The sequence below is a fragment of the Streptococcus sp. NSJ-72 genome (assembly GCF_014334035.1).
In the GTDB taxonomy this organism is placed as follows: Bacteria; Bacillota; Bacilli; order Lactobacillales; family Streptococcaceae; genus Streptococcus; species Streptococcus constellatus.
Genome location: NZ_CP060489.1, coordinates 1158577 through 1178563, shown reverse-complemented (window position 1 = coordinate 1178563; position 19987 = coordinate 1158577). Strand labels below are relative to the sequence as shown.

The window sequence follows — 19987 nt, the reverse complement described above, 5'->3', positions numbered from 1 at the left end:
ATGAAAATTACGCTTTCTCAAGCCTGATTTTATTTACTAACATTTTCATTCTTCAATGTTAGCTTTTGATCTCTCAATCTAAAAAAGACAAACACTTAGAAATAGAGTTGTTTGTCTTTTGGTCAAAAGATTAGACTTTTCTAAAATCTTCAGCTATTTAATCTTCGTTATTTCTTTTACGACGGCGAGCACTGGATAAAGTTCCCAAACCAAGTAGCAGTCCTAATGCAGCAACCTGATTGGTTTTGGTACCAGTAGCAGGCAGAACTTTTTGACTGCTATTTTGTTGTTGTCTAACTAGCAATGGTTTTGGTTGGTAAGTTCTAGATAAGTGTAATCTTTGTACTTCTACACCTGTTTCTTTTTGAGCCTTCGTAGGAAGTTGACTTTGCAATTGTTCGTAGTTTTCTTGTAACTTGGTATAAATTGAACGAGAAATAGCCAGTTTTGTTTCTTCCTCATTTAACATTTTAACCTTAGCAGCATAATCAGCTTGTGCAGCTTGAAAAGCCTTTTGAGCTGCTTCAAGTGCTTGTGGTGCATTTTGTAATTTTACCAAGTTATCTTGTGCTACTTTTAGTGCAGTTTGACTAGTTTGCAAAGCATCTTTTGCTTTAGCAACATTCAATTCTGCTGTAATTAAGGCTTTCTTTAGTTCTGCTAACTTATTTTTAGCGGTTTCCAGTAATCCTTGTTCTTTTGCTAACGCTGCTTGTTTTGGCGCCAACTTGGATGCAATAGCTGCAGTTGCACGCTTCAAAGCTGCTTCTTTTGTCACAACATTTTGTTTCGCTTTCGTCAAAGCTGCTTCGGCTGTAATCACTCCAGCATTCGCAGTAGCAAGAGCAGCCGAACGATTCGCAGCTAATTTTTGAAGGTCTGCTAATTTTGCCTTTTGGATATTTAAAGTAGATACATAACCCGTTCTTTGAGCTCGCAACACACCTAATTGATTCTTGGCTGCTGTCGCTTGTGCATTTGCGGCTTTTGCAGCACCAGCAAAATTACGGATTGCTTGCTCATAAGCATCTGCGCTAAGAAGAGTACCGTTATTGAAGCGTTCATTAGATGCTGTGTGGAAACCAACTTCATATAAATTATTATATGGATTTGGATTACTATAATATGCTGCTGAAATCGAATTAAAGTTTTTATCCATCATTTGAAGATAGTGACCAACTTTGTAGAAGAAATCAAGCTGACCTCGCTTGTAAAGAGTAGTATAAATTTTATTGGAATCAATGTCTCGCTCATTTGTTGTTAGCCCATACTTAGCTGCCTCAGCCATATATAAGGCTTTTTCTTTATACCAATAGTCAACCGCTCCTCTTACAGAGCTATTAATGGCCACGTTTTCATTGCCAAAATATTTGCCCATATGCCAATTTGCTCTTCTAAAATAAAGAGTTTGGACTTGGCTGGCTGGATTTTTGTAAGGATCAATCAACAGTTCTTTTAATCCAGCTTGTTTACGGTAAGCATTGATTGCCCTAACCAATTCAATCGCTTTTAAATTATTTTCCAAAGTTGCTGGACTTGTTGAATCAGAACCAACTGTAATACCGTCTTCATGTTTAGCTCTTTCATAAGTCGCTAGAGCTTCAGCAGCTGCATTACGAATCGCTAGGTTGGCTCCATTTGTTTTAGCATGTTGCAAAAATTCACCATAGGTCGCTTTACTCAAGTCAACATTTCTTCTATTAGCAACTGATTGTTCAGCGCGGGTTACTTCAGCAGCTTTTTGATCAATAGCCGCTTGATTTTCTGCAACTTTTTGCTCACTTTGCTTGACTTGTTCAGTAGCTGCATTGATTTCTTTGGGAAGATTAGCGATTTCTTCTTTCACTTTAGCAAGATTTTTTTGCTTTTCTGCCAAATTTTTTTCCGCTTGTTTTTCTTCTTCTTTTGCGCGGTTAAGATCGTGTTCCTCATTGGCAACTGGAGCTTTAGCTGTGTCTAATTCACGTTGTGCAACATCAACAAGTGATTGCTGCCCCGCTACAATATTTTCTTGATTTTTAACAGCTTCTTTTGCCTTTTCTTCCGAACACTTTGCTTCTTGAACCTTCTTCTCCTCTGTTACAACAGTGTCCTCTGCTGTTTTTACTTTTTCTTTTGCAGTTTCAATCACTTCTGAAGTTGCTGCATTTTTTTCTGTTTCTGCATCTGCTACGGCTTTCTGTCTATTTACGACCGCTTCCTTTGAAGTATTTACATCCTCTTTTACTTTATCTACAACTTTCTGTTGTGTATCTTTCTGAACTTTCGCAGCATTTGCTTCCAATTTTGCTGATTGAACGTCAGATTCTGTAACTGGTTTGGTAATTTTTTCAGATGTCTTTGGTTCAGTAGATTGTGGTTTTACTTCTTCGGCGCTTACTTGATGTGATAAACTACCCGAAATAATTGTCGTTGCAGCTAAACCGGTCGCAACGACTGACTTTTTTAGTTTTCTCTCCATTAGAGGACCTCCTAATATACTTGCTATTTTTTATTATAAACCATTTCAACCCAAATTACAATTCCACTAATGTATTACACAGATAACTATTTCATTAAATTTCTTTTACACTGATTATTTAGTGGAGAGTAATCCACAGGACAATCTTATACAACACAAACTATCATTTCCTGATTGTAAAAGATTTCAAAATACGCTACAATAAAGAAAATTTCTTCTGTACGGGGACAGTTAAGATGCCAAAATCTAAATATCAATGTATCGTAGATCGGATTCGTCAAGATATTCAAAATGGGAAATTGCTCAAGGGGCAGAAGATTCCTTCTATTCGTAAGTTAGCAGATAAGTATCATTGTAGCAAAGATACAGCCCAGAAGGCACTAATGGAATTAAAATATCAAAAATACATCTATGCTGTTCCCAAGAGTGGCTACTATGTCTTAGAAAATAGTCTGGAAGATCAGCAATATATGGAATTATCTGTCAGGGATGACCGCCACCAAATTTATGAAGATTTTCGAATTTGTCTCAATGAAACGCTCATCGGTCGAGAAAATTATCTTTTTAACTACTATTCACAGCAGGAAGGGTTGGAGGACTTGCGTCAGTCGGTTCAGCAACTGCTTCTCGATTCAGCTGTTTACACATCTGCCGACAAACTGGTTCTAACCTCTGGTACCCAGCAAGCTCTTTATATTCTGTCACAAATTGTCTTTCCAAACGAAAAACATGAAATTTTAGTTGAGCAGCCGACTTATCATCGAATAAACGATTTGCTAACTGCCCAAAAACTTCCTTATCAAACGATTGAACGGACTCCGGAAGGAATTGATTTAGAAGAATTGGAATGGATTTTCCGAACGGGTCATATCAAGTTTTTCTATACCATTCCACGCTTTCACTACCCTTTAGGACATTCTTACAACCGAAAAGAAAAAGAGGAAATCATTCGTCTTGCTCAGCTTTATGATGTTTATATCGTAGAAGATGATTATTTAGCTGACTTTGACAGCAAACATGAGTTGACCTTTCATTACTTGGACGACAGCCAACATGTCATTTATATCAAATCTTTTTCTGCCAGTCTTTTTCCCGCCTTACGAATAACAGCTCTACTACTGCCATCGGATATTCAATCGGCTTTCATTGCTTATAAGAAAGCAGTAGACTACGATAGCAATCTCATCATGCAAAAAGCCCTATCTCTTTACATTGATAATCTTATGTTTGAGAAAAATCGTCTTTTTCTTCTCAATAAACAAGAAAAAGAAGTAATGAGAGCTAAAAAACTTTTAAGTGAAAATCAACTCAAACTTTCCTACTTTCTCAATAGGAATGGTATCTTACTGGATCTACGTGGACTTAAATCTGTCAGCTCTTTCAAACATAGCAATCTACCATTGGATTTTTTTGAATCAAGTTACATACATGATTGTCCTTATCAATACGCAAAAATTAGATATGAAAATCTAGAAAAAACCTTACAACATTTAAATAAATATTTATAAAAGGAGCCGAAGCTCCTTTTTTCTAAGAAATCACTCCTCTCCCATCATACCTGCTTGAAGTTGGTACATTTTATAATAAGTACCGTTGAGAGTTAAGAGTTCCTCGTGAGTGCCTGATTCGATAATTCGTCCTTGCTCCATCACATAAATACAGTTAGCATCCTGAATAGTGGACAGGCGGTGAGCGATGGCAATAGTCGTTCGTCCTTGACGCATTTTTCTCAGCGAAGCCTGAATCAGTTCCTCAGTCTCTGAATCAATATTGGCGGTTGCTTCATCCAAAATTAAGATTTTAGGTTTGCTTGCAATTGTTCTAGCGAAAGCTAGCAATTGTCTTTGACCACTCGAAAAAGTCGCCCCTCTCTCTGTCACCGGGCTATCGTAGTTTGCAGGTAGCCGACTGATAAAGTCGTGCGCGTCAACAAATTTAGCAGCTTCTATAATCTCTTCTCGTCCTAGATTTTTTTGATACATTTTGATATTAGAAGCAATGGTACCATGATAAAGGAATGGGTCTTGAAGAACTAATCCAACATTGTGACGCAGTTCAGCTTGGCTGTAATCCCTAATGTTTTGATTATCAATTAAAATTTCTCCTCTTTCAAATTCATAAAAACGCAGAAAGAGATTGATGATAGAAGACTTGCCTGAGCCCGTTGCACCGACAAAAGCAATTGTCTCCCCTTGTTTGACTGAAAATGAGATATCCTTAAGAATATCATGCTTGCCATCATATGAAAAGGAAACATGCCGAAATTCAATCTTTCCATCTGTAATCTCTAGCGGTAAATTGGTTTGCTTAGGTTCATAATCTTTACGGTCCATGATTTCAAAAACGCGGTCTGCAGCTACCATAGATGTTTGCAAAACAGAATAATTCTGCATCAAATCAATCAAAGGATTAAAAAGCTGATTGATATATTGGACAAAGGCATACATAACTCCGGCTGTTACTCCTGCAATTTGCCAAGTAAAACCAAAATAAGCTAAAATGACCGCATAAGCTAAAATTTTCAACAAAGACATGGCTGGCCGCAGAAAAAGGCTATTAATATTAAGATAGCGAACTGTATAATCCAAATGCTCGCTGTTAATAGTTTCAAATTCTTTTATTAATCGATTTTCCTGACCAAATGCCTGAATAATACGCATTCCCTCAATACTTTCAGAAAGTTTAACATTCAAATCGCTTAGTTTACTTCTGACAAGCTTGAGGAGACGATTAGATAAGCGTTGATAAAGCAAAATGGAACTTAACATGACTGGTAAAAAGAGTACAATAAGACTTGTCAATCGCCAATTCAAGCTAAACATCGTCACCAATGTTACGACAAGAATAAAAACAGAGCTTAAAAAACTTGAAAAGATACTACTAAACATATCCGCTACTGCTTGTGTATCATTTGTCAAACGGGAGACAATCGCTCCTGCTGGGGTCTGATCAAAATAGACCATCCCTAAATGCTCAATATTTTCAAAACTTTCTTGACGCAAATCGCGAACAATGCTATGTGCCACACGCGCAAAAGAATATTGTCCCAAGAAAGTAAATAACACTCGCAAAAGAAAAAGAGCATAGTACATAATCAGAACATAAAAACCTGTCATAATCTGATAACGACTAATAAAATGGTCAATGAAATAGCGAGCTAAAAGTGGCAAAGTTGTCGTTACCAAGGTTGTCGCAAAGATGAAAACGAGCGCCAAAATGCTAATCCATTTATAACGCCACATATAAGTTAGAAGGCGATAAAAGGTTACTTGTTTTCTCATTATCGATCCTCCTTTAGATTTTCTGCCAATTGTTGTTTATGATAAGTTTGTGCATACCAACCATTTTGAGTTAATAACTCTTGGTGAGTACCCCGTTCTTTAATTCGTCCATTTTCCATCACTAAAATCAAATCAGCATGAACAACTGCTGACAGTCTGTGGGCAGTAATAATAGTTGTTTTGTCGTCTCTTTCTGTTTTGAGGTTTTTCAAAATCAAGTGTTCTGTTTTAGCATCAACAGCAGATAAAGAGTCGTCCAATATTAAAATATCTGGTTTAAGAACAAGTGCTCGACTCATTGCTAAACGTTGCTTTTGTCCCCCTGAAAGAGACACACCTCTCTCACCAACAATCGTATGAAAACCTTCTGGCATGGCAACAATATCCTCATAAAGACCACACAGCTTACTACTTTGAATCACTTCATCATCTGATAGACTTGGATTTGCAAATCGAATATTATCTATAATTGACATTGCAAAAAGAATCTGCTCCTGTGGTACATAACCAATCAAACTCCGCAAATCCTTTAATCTATACTCTCGAATATCATGATTATTCAGATAAATAGCACCATCTTGAATATCTTGCTCTCTCATCAGTAAGCGCAAAAGTGTCGTCTTACCAGAACCTGTTTGTCCGACGATTCCTAACGTTTGCCCTTTTTCTAACGAAAAGTGAATATTGGACAAAGTTGCTGTTTCCTTATAAGAAAAACATTTAATGTTATAGACCAAACGACCGTTTTGGATAGGGGAAACTGGTTTTTTTGTCTCTTTGACATCAGATTTTTCTGCTAACAGTCGCTCAATCCGCTCATAAGAAACTGCCCCCCTCTGGCTAATATTAAAAAGATAACCCATTGCCTGCAAAGGCCACACTAACATATCCAGATAAGTGATAAATGTTACTAATTCTCCAACTGTAAATTGTCCTCTAGAGATGAACAGTCCACCAAAAATCAAGGTTAAAGCATAAGATAAGCCGATGAAAATCAACACCATAGGATCAAAGAGAGAATTGTATTTTGCAGCTAGAATATTTTTTTCATAGACATCCTGATTTATTTTTGCAAAAGATTGACTTTCTGCTGTTTGATAGCCAAATGATTTAGTCACTTTAATTCCCGAAACACTTTCCTGCACCTTATTGTTCAAATCAGAAAAAGCTTCTTGGGCTGCCTTAAAACTCTCATGATTTTTTCGCCCAATTAGACTCGTTCCCCAAGAAAGAAATGGCAATGGTAAAATGGCAATCAAAGTCAGGCGCCAGTCTAAAACAAAAAACATAGTCAACAGCGTTATCAGAGCTGTGATAGTGGCGTCTACCGCCGACATAACACCTCCACCTGCCACGCTCACGACTGCATTAATATCATTTGTTGCATGCGCCATCAAGTCTCCTGTTCGATATTTTTGATAAAAAGACGGAGACATTTTAGTAAAATGCTCAAAAAGCCGAGAACGCAACAGTCTTCCCAAATGATTTGCTGTACCAAAAATATATAGCCGCCAAAGATAACGCAGTCCATACATGATAAAAGCTGAAGCAAGCAAAACCGAAAGATTTAAAACTAATTGGTTTGATGTTAGATTTCGACTAGCAATACGGTCAATTACCACACCAATTACTCTGGGGGGAATTAAATTAAAAACACTAACCAAAGACAAGGCTAGAATTCCAATTATATACCGCTTTCTCTCTAGCTTGAAAAACCAACCTAATTTTCTGATAAGATTCATATTCTCTCCTCAATTATTGCTGATTACCATTATACACTATTTTGTACAATCACTCGTAAAAATAAAACACAGTCAGTGCAAGCTAACTGTGTTTCTCATTTCTTTTTGGTTAATGTAAAACTTTCGTCCAAAAGAGCAAAAAGTTCTATATCTGTTAAAGTATCATCCAAGGGCAGGCTAAGCCAATATTTTTTGTTCATGTGAAAGGCTGGGTAGATCCCCTTTCTCTGAATTAGCTCTACCACATGTTCATTCTTAATATTAAGTATCTCAATAATACCACTTCGATCTGCTTCAAACTTAGACCAATCTGTAGTCAGAAAGGCCCCATACCATTTTTTACTATCTTGATGACGGAAAACTCCAGCTTTGGTAGAACCCTTCCTGGAAGACTTTTCCCAGAGGTATTCCAGCTTTCCATCATAGGTTTTTGCAACATAATCTTGCAAACGGCTACTCTGTTTATAAAGAAAGCCAACTTCGTCAAAACAGTTAGCTCGAATCATCAGGAAAATCTCTTGACAAGCTTCACGAACCTGTCCAATAAATTCACCCATCATCTGCTCCATTTTGACCTGCACATATTCATCGCCTGTTTCTTGATCAAGCACTTGGTAGTCCAGCTTCTCACCCTGTAATTTTAGTTGTAATAAAAAGTCGCCCTTCATTATTTCCTGAGAATAAACAAACTCTACTCCTCTTTTTTCAAAACCAAAGGCTTGTAATTTTTCTGGATTTGCTTGGTATTTCTCAAATAAATCTAACATGATTTTTACTTTCTAAAATACAATTTTGGTGCCATGAAGTTGGTTCACGCCAAGATTTGCGATAATTTCATCACGATTATTAACCGTAATACCACCTCCTGGTAAAATTTCAATTCGACCAGCTGCATGCTTTATCAAAGTATTTAACCAGAGAAAATGATTTTGAATCGGCTCTGTAGCTACTCCTCCATGAGTTAAGATTCTACTCACACCATGTCCAATTAACCAGTCTATTGTACTAAATTGCTGTTTCCTTGGAATAGCGTCAAAAGCCATGTGAAAGACGATTTCTAATCCTTGAGCAGCTTCTACCAACTTTTCCATTTTTAGATAATCAATTTCATTAGCAACTGTCAATGCACCAAACACTACACCATGTGTACCAGCTTTGCGAGCCATTTGAATATCCTCTAACATGATTTTCATTTCTAAATCATTGTATACAAAATCTCCTCCACGTGGACGAATCATCGTTATAACAGTTGTATGATAAGGACTCACTAACTCTACAGCTGCTTTTATGACACCATAGCTAGGCGTCGTTCCACCCACCGCCAGATTATCACAAAGCTCAACCCTCCGAGCACCTGTTTGCATGGCTTTTTCCAAATCAGTCACGTTTTCTGCACAAAATTCATAAATCATTTTTGACCTCTTCTATATGAAACAGTTTTCTTAACCATTATAACACAATCTTTATTTATTCCTCAAACTTCTTTGCGACTCGTTGACACCAATCTAACCAATTTTTCTTGTAATCCGACATAGACAAAATCCGATTTTCTAAATCTTTTATTGTAGCAATACCTATTTTGTCACAAACTTGAAGACAATAGGAATAGAACTCCCAATTCAAATCGTCTTTTTCTGCATAAACTGGAATCTCTTCAAAACCAGCTTGATAAGCTATAAATGCTCTACTGTGTCCATCAGTAAAAAAGATTTTGTCTTGGAAGCGCTTAATTGGTAAGGGTTTTAAACTACTTATGTTCTTTGTATCAAACCATGTCTGAACCTGCTTTAGTTTCTCTTCTGAAAGATAAAATTGACTTGGTTGAATAGCTGATAAAGGAAGCAGTAAATCCAAAGCATAGCGATGTCCTTTTTCAGTCTTTTCTATGGGATAAAATCCTACCGATTCAAACATCTTTTTAGAAGCAGTATTGTAATCATAAATTTCTCGAACATACAAACGTTCATAGCCCAGCTGACGTCCACGTTCAATTAATGCTTGAACAACAGTCTTCCCGATTCCATGACCACGATAATCTGAGTTACCAATAACAATAGGCATATCCTCTTGCCAAAAACTTACATCACCAATTGGCATCCAATTTTCATTTATCAGAATCTCAATAAAATACACTTCTCCATGCTGAGTAAGATAGTCATACATTTTCTTGATTCGCTGAAGTGTATAAGGCTCTCTACTACCATCAATCAAACGGATTACATCAGGATTCTGATACCAAGAAAAAGCTAGATGAGCTTGTCCATCATACTTTCGCAAACGTAAGGAAGAATGAATAGCAATATACTCTGGCTGTTCCAACATATCTATCATAGTTTTCTCCTCTTATTAATATTCTAACAAACATAGTACCTACTATTTAAGAATTTTGTTTACTTTATCGAAATTTTCTCTTGACATTATCTGTAAAAACAGTAAAATATACTTATGTGTATACAGTAAATGGAGGGGATTATGAAACCAAAAACAAAAAACCAATTTATAACTCTCACAGCTCTTTTGACAGCGCTAGCTATTGTCATTCCTATGATTATGCCTGTAAAAATTATTATTCCACCCGCTTCTTATACGTTAGCAAGCCATGTCCCTATCTTTTTAGCCATGTTTATCTCTCCTTTGATGACTTTAGTCGTTATTCTAGGTTCCACCTTTGGATTCTTAGCAGCTGGTTATCCTATTGTTATTGTTCTTCGTGCCTTATCTCATCTCTTCTTCGGATTGTTAGGTGCTCTTTACCTTAGAAAATATCCTAAAACTTTAGATAAACCAATTCAAACTTGGATACTAAATATTATTCTTGCTTTCGTTCACGCGATTGCTGAAGTTCTTGCTTGTCTCATCTTTTACGCCTCTACTTCTTTTCCAGAAAATATGTTTTACCTTCTCTTCATTCTCGTAGGTGTTGGAACAATTATTCATAGCATCGTTGACTTTATCATTGCACAATTTATTTATAAGACTCTACAAAAAATCCGTTAAACCTTGAATATTTAACGGATTTATTCTACAATGAATTTATGATAAAAAAAAGAAGAACTGATTTATTACAACTTTTAAAAAATGCGGAAACTCCTTTAAATGGTCAAATTCTAGCAGAAAAATTCAATGTTACGCGCCAAATTATTGTTCAAGATATTGCCGTTCTTCGAGCTGATGGTGCTCCTATTATTAGCACAAATCGGGGTTATATTTACAAAATGAACGATACTGTTAAATATTACCACCAGCTTTTTAAAGTCAAGCACACAATTGAAGATATCGAAACAGAATTGTTGGCAATCGTAGACAATGGCGGACGAGTCCAAAATATTATGGTGGAGCATCCCGTTTATGGGGAAATCCAAACGTATCTGAAATTAACTTGTCGCAGAGATGTCCAACATTTTATCCAACAAATTCATGAAAGTAATTTTCGAGGTTTATCTGAATTGACAGATGGCATTCATTATCATTTGGTTGAAGCCGATTCGCAGCAAGATTTAGATTATATTGAAAAAGCATTAGAAAACTTAGGTTTTCTAATGTAAAACATACACAAGTCATTTTAAGTATAGATTTCCAAAAATAGAGCCTGAGTGGCTCTATTTTATTTTTCATCAATAACAATTCTAACTTTTTTATCTTCGGTTGGAACAGAGTAAACAATCGTTCTTATCGCAGAAATTGTGCGACCTTTACGACCAATTACACGTCCAACATCGCTAGGATCAAGATCCAAATGATATTCCAAAAATTCTGGTGTATCTTCAATCTTGATAGTTAAAGCATCTGGTTGTGAAATCAAAGGTTTCACTATTGCAATAATAAGATTTTCAATCGTGTCCATAGTCAACCTGCAATTCTGTTATTTAGAGTATTTTGAATCGTGAAATTTCTTCATCACACCAGCTTTTGAAAGGATGTTGCGAACTGTATCAGAAGGTTGAGCACCTTTCGACAACCAGTCAAGAACACGATCTTCTTTCAAGGTAACTTGGTTTTCAGCAACAAGTGGATTATAAGTTCCGATTGTTTCGATGAAACGTCCATCACGTGGTGAACGTGAATCTGCTACGTTAATACGATAGTAAGGTTTTTTCTTAGAACCCATACGAGTTAAACGAATTTTAACTGCCATTTTTAAAATTTCTCTTTTCTCTTTTTATTTTTAGGTATAGCAGAGCTATTACCAACGTACTCTATCATATCACAAGTAAGAATAGGTGTCAAGAAAAAAACTTGACATCTTTAAATTTACCACTCTACAACTTCAAAGACTGTCGCTGTCAAATCTTCAACAAAAGAATCACTAACTTGACGACTATTTCCAGCTACAAGTCTCAAATTGCCAATATCTTCAATGTTGTAACTTTGACCGCTTGCATTGAAAATAATGAGATAATATTTCTCATCTTTCACCTCAAAAATAACAATCCCACTTCCTGAATGAGCTGAGTGCACAAAGACGTGCTGGTAAATGTCTTCGTAATGTTGATAAGAAAATTCTTTTGTCATAGTTTTTAAATGGATAATCTTTTTGATGTAGTCAATACTTTCTTGGTGATCAGCTATCAAATCCCAATCCACCTGATTGACAGTGTCAGGAGCGTTATAACTATTCATAGCACGCTCACGATCTTCCTGAATAGTTTGACCATTTTCTCCAGTTGCTATTAGCTTGCTACGTGAAAATTCCTGTCCTAGTTCCATAAAACTCATACCTTGCAACAGCAGATTCATCGCAGTCGCTAATTCAATCCGTTTAGTACGAGTCAAGTCATCATCATCTGGGTGTAGTTCCACTAACAAGTCATGCAAATTATAATTATCATGCGCTTCTACATAGTTCACAACTTGGTTTGGCGTCAGATAAGTCCCTAACTCATTGCTTCCTAATATTGCTTTCGCAATAATAGCCTCTGTTGCCTCTCCACTGACAAAACCAGCTTTTAAGCCACCGTAGACCTCTGCTCCTTTAATCGCATCACGTTCAGTATCATTGAAAAATCCGATATTTGATAATTCAAAAGCATTATCTTTCTTAGCTTTATCAAGAGGAAGCAATCCTGTTCCCATGTCCCATCCTTCTCCATAAGTCAGGATTCTCGGATCAATCTCATCTAACGCTTCTCGAATCTGACGCATGGTTTCAATGTCATGAATTCCCATCAAATCAAAACGAAAACCGTCAATATTATACTCTTTTACCCAATAAAGGAGCGAATCAATCATATATTTCCGGAACATCTCGTGCTCACTAGCTGTCTCGCTCCCTACACCTGTTCCGTTTTGGAAAGAGCCATCTGGATTCATTCGATAATAATAATCGGGCATTGTGGCTTGAAAAGAAGAATCATAGGTAGAATAAATATGGTTGTAGACAACGTCTATCACCACGGAAATGTCTGCATCGTGATAGGCTTGAATCATTGTTTTTAAGTCCCGCATGCCTTGAGATGGCTTTGTTGGATTTGTTGAAAAACTCGTTTCTGGAGCATTGTAATTTTGTGGATCATACCCCCAATTGTAGGTCACATTTCCATACCAATCATACTCTTTGTGTCGATCAGAGATTGGCTGCAATTGTACAACATTGATACCTAAAGATTGGATATAATCAAATCCCGTCGCCTGACCAGATTGATTTTTAGTTCCTTTTTGACAAGCACCTAAAAAGGTACCTCGGTATTTTTTAGATACACCAGAACTACTAGACTTTGTCAAATCTCGCACATGCATTTCATAAATAACTGCCTGACAAGGATTATCCAAACGCCAAGTCGCTTGTTGGCCTTGTTTCACTTGAAAATGTTTTGGATTTCGCTCTGTAGGTGACAAAATGACAGAGCGTTTCCCGTCTTCAGTTGTTGCTTCGGCGTATGGGTCACGCGTCAATGTTTTGTGATGTTCAAACTCTAATTGGTACTGATAAGCTCTATCTGCTAGATCATCTGAAATCACTCGAGACCAAATTCCGATTGTATTTTCAGAATGATCTTTTGAAAAATTTTTCCCTCTTTGTAAGTCATAAACTTTCCAGATTTTCGAGTGGTTACTACCATTCTTATACACCACTAATTGAACTTTTTTTGCAGTTGGTGCCCAAAGTTTAAATTCAGCTTTTTTACCATCATACCGACAACCTAGCCAACCTTGATAGCCCCAATGCTGATCAAAACGTTTGCTATCTAATGCCATATCAAAAGCATGAGGATCTTGCTTTGCATAATACGGACTAGTCATAGCAGCTTGTCGGGAATAATAAACTTGACTGTCTCCTTCAATAATCCAAATTTCCGTCACCAGATGAGGAGGTAATAACTGAATGGAATAATCAACCGACTGGTGAGACCAATCGATTGTTTTTACAATGACATGTACATATCCCAAAGCCTGATTACTCTTATACGATAAATTCCCTTGAATGCCAAAGTCATCTCTCTGAAAAAAAGAAGCCTCCTCTCCCCATTGATTCATTTGCCACTTCCACATATTGTAAGCCGCATAATTGTCTAACTGATTGTGGTAATGAATTAAGACACGATAGTCTAACATCTAATTCTCCTGATTATTTTTATTTTCTAACGACAAAGCGCTATCGCTAATCTCATCAATATTTGCAAAAAATTCTAAATGGTTATGAAGAACTTCTAACTCAACAGGAGTGTCTCCACCATATTCACCATCCAAATTCAACATAAATGGTGCTTTTTTATCTAAAACTTCTAATTTTAATTTACTTGTTTTTAAATATTCTACATTCGCATCAGTCACATGCTGTCCGCCATTGATGGCTTGAATCATTAAGCCCAGCATATCAAATAAGCGAGCAGTTTTCACTAAAATCAAGGTGAAATTTCCGTCATCTAACACCGTATCTGGCGCTAATTTTTCAAAACCACCGATTGAATTGGTTAAGGCAACAAAGATTAAAGAGACCTTGCCTTCAAACACACCGTGGTCGTGCTCAATATGTACTTTACGTAATTTAGATTTTGGCAGCATTTCCGCTCCCTTGGCTACATAAGCAAGATAACCAAGGCGCGATTTTACTTCACTTGGAACACTATATGTTAATTCTGTCAAAGTCCCTGCCGCAGCGATATTGATGAAATATTTTTTCCCATAAGCCTGACCAATATCCATTTTTATGGTTTGATCTTTTTCAATAATCCGAGCAGCTGCTACTGGATCTCCCATTGGAATTTTGAGAGCACGCGCATAATCATTGGTTGTACCAGTAGGAATAAACGCCAACTTAGGACGGTTTTCCAACGGTGCCACTCCATTAACCACTTCGTTAATTGTTCCATCGCCACCAGCTGCCACAATTAAATCAAATCCTGCTTTAGCCGCTCTCTCTGCTTCGTTTTGAGCTGATAAAGGAGCGGGCGTTGTCTGATAAGCACTTGTTTCATAACCCACATCTTCTAAAACGTCTAAAACTTCTGCGATATTTTTTTTAATAATTTCCTGACCAGAGGTCGGATTATAAATCAATCGTGCTCTTTTTCTAGCTGTTTCCATACAAACCTCTACAAGCTCTCAAGCCAAGATTCATCACGAATGTCAATGCCTAACTCTTGAGCTTTTATTAATTTACTTCCTGCATCTGCTCCAGCAACGACTAAACTCGTTTTTTTAGAAACAGAGCTCGTCACCTTTGCACCTAAACTTTCTAATTTTACTTTTGCTTCTGAACGATTCAATCGTTCTAATTTTCCTGTTAAGACAACGGTCAATCCAGAAAGAACTGCGTTTGCTGCAACTTTTTCACCTAAGTAAGCTAGATTAAGCCCTGCTTCTTTCAATTCTCTCAGTAGAATCTGCGATCCTTCCTGAGCAAAATAACTAGTCAAACTTTCTGCAATCACCATTCCTAGACTATCCAGTGCAACAATTTCTTCTCTTTCTGCTTTTGCTAATTGTTCCAAATCATGAAAATGCTCTAACAAAATCTGACTCGCTTTGCTTCCAACATGGCGAATGCCCAACCCAAATAGTAATTTCTCTGCTGAATTTTCTTTAGAAGCTTGAATAGCAGAGTACAACTTGTTAGCTGATTTTTCCTTAACATTCTCCAATTGCAACAAATCTTCGACAGTCAAGTGGTAAATGCCAGCCACATCTTTCACCAATTCCTGAGCAAATAATTTCTCCACCACTGCTGGTCCAAGCCCTGTGATATTCATGGCATCACGGCTCGCGAAATGAATCAACCCCTCCTTAATTTGTGCAGGACAGCGCGGATTGATACAGCGCAAAGCCACCTCATCTTCAAAGTGAATCAGCTCGCTGTTGCAACTTGGACAGTTCGTTGGAATCTCTAGTTGCTCTTCTGATTGGCGCCTGTTTTCAACCACTCGCAAAACAGCTGGAATGATATCACCCGCCTTATAAACGATAACTGTATCGTCTTTACGAATATCTTTTTCAGCAATGTAATCGACATTGTGCAGAGTTGCTCGACTGACGGTTGTCCCTGCTAATTTCACAGGTGTAAGATTAGCGGTCGGTGTAACCACTCCAGTTCGCCCAACCGTCCAATCAACCGATAAAAGCTGTGCTTCTTTTTCTTCCGCCGGAAATTTATAAGCAATCGCCCATTTAGGAGCTTTCACGGTAAAACCGAGCTCTTCTTGAACAGATAAATCATTTACCTTGATGACAACACCGTCAATATCATAAGGCAATTGCGCACGTTCGTGATTGATTTGCTCTATAAATCGCCATACTTCATCCATCGAATATGCCAAAATATGCCGTTCATTTACGCTAAATCCATTTTTAGATAACTTATTTAAAACAGCTTCTTGAGTTGACACATCTGTTGGACTGGCTTCTTGATAAAGAAAAGTTGCTAGATTTCGCTTGGCAACAATTGCAGTATCCAACTGACGCAGCGTTCCTGCCGCTGCATTTCTCGGATTTGCAAATTCTGGCTCTCCATTTTCTTGACGCAGTTGATTCACTGCGTCAAAAGAACTACGTGGCATGTAACATTCACCACGAACTGTCAAATTTACAGCAGTTGGCAAAGTTAGCGGAATATCTTTCACCCTTTTTAAATTTTCTGTGATATTTTCTCCGACGGAGCCATCTCCCCGAGTGGCTCCTGCAACCAAAATACCATTTTCATACATAAGAGAAATGGAGAGACCATCAATTTTTAACTCACACAGATAACTCACCTTTGGAAAATCTTTGCGAATCCGTACATCAAATGCCTCTAACTCTTCACGTGAAAAAGCATCCTGCAAACTATATAGCGGATACTGATGTTGGTATTTTTCAAACCCTTCTAAAACCTTACCACCCACACGATGAGTTGGGCTATCAGCCTGAACGAGCTCTGGGTATTGCTGTTCTAAATCTAACAATTCATGATATAACCTATCATATTCACTATCCGATACGCTTGGATTATCAGTTGTATAATATTCATGCGCATATTGATTTAGTAGATTCACCAGTTCTAACATTCTGTCTTTCATATTTCTATTTTATCATAAAACATACGATTCTACAGGATTATTACTGTTAATATCATAAAAAATTTAGACATATCAAATAAAACAGCGTAAAAACAATGATGTCTAAATATTATAAGTATTTACTAGCTAAAATCTGCTGTATTTTTACAAATAATTTAATGAATTTTTTTGGTTAAAAAGCTAGAGCCAGCCTACAACTTCAAAAATTATAAATTCAAAATTTAATTGATAAAAAAAGATAAAAGAAGTAAAATATATATAGTTCATTTTCTTTTAATAAAGAAATAATCCAAACAATATAGAGGAGGAATCTTATTGTGAATATTACAATTGCAGGTGCAGGTGCAATGGGCAGCCGGTTTGGTCTCATGTTGCATCAAGCGGGTCATAAGGTCATTTTAGTAGATGGTTGGGCAGACCATGTAAAAGCTATCCAAAAAAATGGCTTGCAGGCTAATTTTAATGGCGAGGAGCTTGTTGCGAAATTGCCAATTTATCTTCAAAACGAAGTAGAACCAACTTTGTCCAGTGATTTAATCATTCTATTTACTAAAGCAATGCAGTTAGAAGCAATGCTAACAGACATTCAGCCATTGATAAAAGAGCACACAAATGTTCTTTGTTTATTGAATGGAATTGGACATGAAGAAATCATTGAAAAATATGTTCCAAAAGAGCATATCATGATCGGAAATACTATGTGGACAGCAGGTATGGAAGGACCAGGTCGAGTGAAGTTATTCGGAAACGGAACTGTTGCACTGAAGAATCTCGTTTCAGATTCAAAAGCGAAACAAGCAGCTGATCACATTGTAGAAATCTTAAATTCTGCTGGATTGAACGCACAGTATTCTGAAAATATCTTGCACGCCATTTATAAAAAAGCCTGTGTAAACGGGACAATGAATGGTTTATGCACTATTTTACTTTCTAATATGGCAGATTTCGGTGACACCACTCCCGCCCATACAATTGTTGAGCGCATTGTCAGCGAATTTGCGGCGGTTGCAAAATATGAAAATGTCGATTTGAATGTTGAGGAAACTGTAGATTACATCGAAAAAAATTGCTACAATCGAGATACAATCGGATTACATCACCCATCAATGTATCAAGATTTGAACGAGCATAATCGTCTGACAGAAATTGATTATATCAACGGAGCTGTCGTTCGAAAAGGGCAAAAGTATGGTATACAAACCCCATATTGCTCCTTCTTAACAGAATTGGTTCACTGCAAAGAACAAATATTAGGCGCTAAATAGTTTGGAAACAGAAAGGGAAATTAGATGGAAACACAAGCACAAGAAAAGATGACGGCAAAAATTTTTGTCAATAAAGTATTGTCGGGAACGGCATTAGGAGTTATTATTGGTTTAATTCCAAACGCTGTTTTATCAGCTATTTTAAAATATTTCAGCACCGTGCCAATTGCACAGACCATTATTCATATTGCTGTTATCTTCCAATTAGCTACACCATTGATTATCGGTGGGTTAATCGCTTTGCAATTTGGATTTAAACCCATGCAGATGATGGTCACTGCAGGAGCTGCTTTTGTAGCTTCAGGTGTCGTCACTTTCAATACTGAACTTGGAAAATATGTCGGAGCTGGCACAGGAGACCTAATTAACACCATGTTAACAGCAGCTATCGCAGTTGGCATGCTTATGTTAATCAAAGATCGATTTGGTTCAACAGCTGTGGTAGCTATGCCAATTGTCGTCGGGGTAGGTGCAGCCTTGATTGGCTTACTGCTCTTGCCATTTGTTAAACAAATTACAACTGGCATTGGAGTGGTTATCAATGAATTTACACACTTACAACCGCTATTGATGTCGATTTTAATTTGTTGTTCATTTGCCTTTATTATCATTTCTCCAATCTCAACCGTTGCCATTGGTTTAGCCATTCAATTAAATGGAATTTCAGCCGGAGCTTCAGCAATGGGCGTGGCAGCTACAGCTGTTGCTTTAGTTGTTCACTCTTGGAAAGTGAATAATTCAGGGGTGACTTTAGCTATTGCTTTGGGAGCTATGAAATTGATGATGCCAAACGTCTTTAAATATCCAATTATTTTAGTTCCGTGTTTGACAACAGCCGTTATATCCGCTATCCCGGTAGCTCTTTTCTCAGTCAGTGGAACAGCTCAGTCAGCAGGTTTTGGCCTCGTAGGTTTGGTTGGACCATTAGCCTCTATTGATGCAGGATTAAATATAGCTTTAGCAGTTGTTGTATGGCTCATTGTTCCAATCCTTGCAGCCCTTGCAAGTAAAATTGTTTTTGAAAAAATCTTGAAACTATATGACTCTTCTGTTGTATTTAAATTCCAAGACTAATAAAAAATCTGTCGAATCTTCGACAGATTTTTTATTAGTCTGCTATTCAAAGCATTTATTTCTCCAAGTCAATCCGCTTATTTAGCTTGTCCATTAAAATTCCACCAATAATGAGTGAAACAAACTCTCCAATTGCCGTTGTAAACCATGTAAAAAGAAACGGGGCTTTCGCAACAAAATATAACTCTGCAGCAATTGTAATCATTGAAAATGAAAAGAAAATCGCAAAATAAAAGAAAGCTTTATTGATCAATCCGTTAAACAAATATTCGTTCATGTATTTTCTAAAGAAATACACACCCAAACTCAAAAAGACCAAGGTTGATCCGCCACCAACAAAGACATCAATGATTCCAAAACTAAACAAATTAGCAATCATACAGCCCAGTGTGACCCCAATGATGTACTTGGGTTTATAAAAAGCCATAAAATTCATCATTTCAGAAATCCGAAATTGATAGGCTCCATAACTAATAGCATTCAGGGGCGGTGTCATTGTTAGAGCGACATAAATCGCAGCAACGAGAGCAATCTGAGCCATATCGCGAATAGTAAATTTTTCCATGTTTTCTCCTTTGGCGGCTATAACCGCGTATAATATGCTTGGCGAAAGGAAACTAAGCGCCAAGGGCTGCATTGAGAACATTAATACAGCTTTTCAAGTATAGCACAA

General features: G+C 37.1%; 17 protein-coding genes and 1 riboswitch. Of the genes, 5 read left to right on the top strand and 12 right to left on the bottom strand.

The annotated features are described in order from the left end of the window. Window positions 1-157: 157 nt before the first annotated feature. Window positions 158-2461: a CAP domain-containing protein gene (locus tag H8787_RS05735; RefSeq protein ID WP_187327656.1), complete on the bottom strand. Its 2304-nt coding sequence runs from the start codon at window positions 2459-2461 to the stop codon at window positions 158-160. Window positions 2462-2697: 236 nt separating this feature from the next. Here H8787_RS05735 and H8787_RS05730 point away from each other — a divergent pair, with 236 nt between their 5' ends. After that, complete coding sequence (locus tag H8787_RS05730) at window positions 2698-3969, top strand: PLP-dependent aminotransferase family protein (RefSeq protein WP_187327655.1); 1272 nt, start codon at window positions 2698-2700, stop codon at window positions 3967-3969. 30 nt (window positions 3970-3999) lie between these two features. Here H8787_RS05730 and H8787_RS05725 read toward each other — a convergent pair whose 3' ends face one another. From H8787_RS05725 to H8787_RS05705, 5 genes are all read right to left on the bottom strand, one after another. Continuing rightward, on the bottom strand, window positions 4000-5742 hold the full coding sequence (locus tag H8787_RS05725; RefSeq protein ID WP_187327654.1) for an ABC transporter ATP-binding protein: 1743 nt from the start codon (window positions 5740-5742) through the stop codon (window positions 4000-4002). Continuing rightward, a complete protein-coding gene (locus H8787_RS05720) occupies window positions 5742-7484 on the bottom strand; it encodes an ABC transporter ATP-binding protein (protein WP_187327653.1) in 1743 nt (580 codons plus the stop codon). Before H8787_RS05720 ends, H8787_RS05725 begins: the two co-directional genes overlap by 1 nt. Before the next feature lie 95 nt (window positions 7485-7579). After that, window positions 7580-8251 carry an MmcQ/YjbR family DNA-binding protein gene (locus tag H8787_RS05715; RefSeq protein WP_187327652.1) on the bottom strand — a complete coding sequence of 224 codons (672 nt, stop codon included), beginning with the start codon at window positions 8249-8251 and terminating at the stop codon, window positions 7580-7582. Window positions 8252-8263: 12 nt separating this feature from the next. Beyond that, complete coding sequence (locus tag H8787_RS05710) at window positions 8264-8896, bottom strand: copper homeostasis protein CutC (protein WP_187327651.1); 633 nt, start codon at window positions 8894-8896, stop codon at window positions 8264-8266. Between the two features lie 55 nt (window positions 8897-8951). Next, window positions 8952-9815, bottom strand: a complete 864-nt coding sequence (locus H8787_RS05705; RefSeq protein ID WP_187327650.1) for a GNAT family N-acetyltransferase — start codon at window positions 9813-9815, stop codon at window positions 8952-8954. Window positions 9816-9956: 141 nt separating this feature from the next. Between H8787_RS05705 and H8787_RS05700 the strand changes: the two genes are divergently transcribed. Further along, on the top strand, window positions 9957-10481 hold the full coding sequence (locus tag H8787_RS05700) for an ECF transporter S component (protein ID WP_003034468.1): 525 nt from the start codon (window positions 9957-9959) through the stop codon (window positions 10479-10481). 38 nt (window positions 10482-10519) lie between these two features. After that, the gene (locus tag H8787_RS05695; RefSeq protein WP_006269552.1) at window positions 10520-11029 is read left to right on the top strand and encodes a transcription repressor NadR; all 510 of its coding nucleotides are present in this window, start codon (window positions 10520-10522) and stop codon (window positions 11027-11029) included. A gap of 59 nt (window positions 11030-11088) precedes the next feature. Here H8787_RS05695 and kphA read toward each other — a convergent pair whose 3' ends face one another. The 5 genes from kphA to ligA all read right to left on the bottom strand — a co-directional run bounded on the left by kphA (window position 11089) and on the right by ligA (window position 16975). Next, on the bottom strand, window positions 11089-11328 hold the full coding sequence (gene kphA, locus H8787_RS05690) for an RNA-binding protein KphA (protein ID WP_003001620.1): 240 nt from the start codon (window positions 11326-11328) through the stop codon (window positions 11089-11091). An 18-nt stretch (window positions 11329-11346) separates the two neighbouring features. Continuing rightward, window positions 11347-11619, bottom strand: a complete 273-nt coding sequence (gene rpsP / locus H8787_RS05685; protein ID WP_003034395.1) for a 30S ribosomal protein S16 — start codon at window positions 11617-11619, stop codon at window positions 11347-11349. Between the two features lie 116 nt (window positions 11620-11735). Further along, window positions 11736-14036, bottom strand: a complete 2301-nt coding sequence (pulA, locus tag H8787_RS05680; protein WP_187327649.1) for a type I pullulanase — start codon at window positions 14034-14036, stop codon at window positions 11736-11738. After that, window positions 14037-15008: a diacylglycerol kinase family lipid kinase gene (locus H8787_RS05675; protein ID WP_006269514.1), complete on the bottom strand. Its 972-nt coding sequence runs from the start codon at window positions 15006-15008 to the stop codon at window positions 14037-14039. A gap of 8 nt (window positions 15009-15016) precedes the next feature. After that, complete coding sequence (ligA, locus tag H8787_RS05670) at window positions 15017-16975, bottom strand: NAD-dependent DNA ligase LigA (protein WP_039677074.1); 1959 nt, start codon at window positions 16973-16975, stop codon at window positions 15017-15019. Between the two features lie 317 nt (window positions 16976-17292). Between ligA and H8787_RS05665 the strand changes: the two genes are divergently transcribed. Next, on the top strand, window positions 17293-18240 hold the full coding sequence (locus tag H8787_RS05665; RefSeq protein WP_003069195.1) for a 2-dehydropantoate 2-reductase: 948 nt from the start codon (window positions 17293-17295) through the stop codon (window positions 18238-18240). Window positions 18241-18264: 24 nt separating this feature from the next. Further along, entirely contained in the window at window positions 18265-19314 is a 1050-nt protein-coding gene (locus tag H8787_RS05660; RefSeq protein ID WP_003029822.1) for a PTS sugar transporter subunit IIC, read from the top strand. Between the two features lie 55 nt (window positions 19315-19369). On the opposite strand, the gene H8787_RS05655 is transcribed toward H8787_RS05660, so the two are convergent. After that, the gene (locus H8787_RS05655; protein WP_187327648.1) at window positions 19370-19879 is read right to left on the bottom strand and encodes a QueT transporter family protein; all 510 of its coding nucleotides are present in this window, start codon (window positions 19877-19879) and stop codon (window positions 19370-19372) included. Continuing rightward, window positions 19877-19986: riboswitch (PreQ1 riboswitch) on the bottom strand. (Overlaps the previous gene by 3 nt.) Between the last annotated feature and the right edge of the window lies 1 nt (window position 19987).